At 28.8% G+C, this 1,059-nt stretch carries 1 protein-coding gene and 1 pseudogene; both read left to right on the forward strand.

Going from position 1 to position 1,059, the window contains the following annotated elements:
• Positions 1 to 242: 242 nt before the first annotated feature.
• A pseudogene (locus CN514_RS26450) lies at positions 243 to 500 on the forward strand (CPCC family cysteine-rich protein); the annotation flags it as partial.
• Positions 501 to 784: 284 nt separating this feature from the next.
• On the forward strand, positions 785 to 1,036 hold the full coding sequence (locus tag CN514_RS09985; protein ID WP_098232441.1) for a hypothetical protein: 252 nt from the start codon (positions 785 to 787) through the stop codon (positions 1,034 to 1,036).
• The last annotated feature ends 23 nt before the right edge of the window (positions 1,037 to 1,059 follow it).

Consider the following 1,059-nt stretch of genomic DNA (forward strand, 5'->3'; position numbering starts at 1 on the left):
ATAACTAATAACAATAATAATAATAATATTGGACCTAAATAAAAAAAGTATGATTTCACCACAATTATGACTCTTTTTCTTGTGTAACTAACGCATGCATTAGTTGAACAACGTGATCGGCGATTTGTCGGTCCTTTTTTATTGAACAAAATGGCAGAATAGTTGCATAAGAAATGATAAAATTAAGGTGTAAAAAGTTATTTATAAAGTAAATAACATCAGTATTTAGGAGTGAATGATAGTTGGAAAAATACACTTGTCCTTGTTGTGGTTATAAAACACTCTCAGAAGAAGAAAATGGTAGTTATGAAATCTGCTTAATGTGTTATTGGGAAGATGATTATGTGATGAATGAAAACCCTGATTATTGGGGTGGTGCTAATCATGTATGTTTAAGGCAAGCACAAAGAAACTTTATTAGATTTGGAGTTAGTGAGAAAAAATATCTTGATAAAGTAGTTAAAGGTGGATATAAAAAAGATCCTTCATGGAAACCAGTGTGGGAGAATGAAGTTAAACTTAATGAAAAGAAAATAGTAGAAATTCTAATAGAAGGTAACATTTTAAAAAATGGGTTTACAGAATCGTTACATATAAACGAATTTTTAGACGAATTTACTGACTTCCTTGAAAGTAAAGGATGGGGTTTTGGTGGTGATATTAAAGAAGTAAGCACTGAGATTGATAAAGATTAAGCAAATAGAAAATATGATAAATGCTATTGAACTAATGTATGCGTTAGTTACATAAGAAGTCTACATTCTAAAGATAAGAGGATATAAGAATGAGTAAAATGTTTTTAAATATAGTTATAGAAAACAAAGAATATACTCTTGAAGAAGATAGATGGTATATCTTTGAATTTAAATCTGGTTATGAATTAGGAAATTCAAATAATCCATTTTCAAAAGTTCAAATGATGAATATAGCATTCGAAGGAGCAAATGGAGAAGCTTGTTTTTTTGTTTTCCATGAGGAAACGAATGAAGATTACCTAATTAGTGTTGATGAACTAATTTCGATCGCAAATATTTAAACTCTTATTCAACTAAAGCATGC

This window comes from Bacillus sp. AFS001701 (genome assembly GCF_002559405.1).
Lineage (GTDB): Bacteria > Bacillota > Bacilli > Bacillales > Bacillaceae_G > Gottfriedia.

What these genes read in the sequence shown, in the direction of transcription:
- CN514_RS09985 (WP_098232441.1), top strand. Translation starts at nt 785, where the DNA reads ATGAGTAAAATGTTTTTAAATATAGTTATAGAAAACAAAGAATATACT.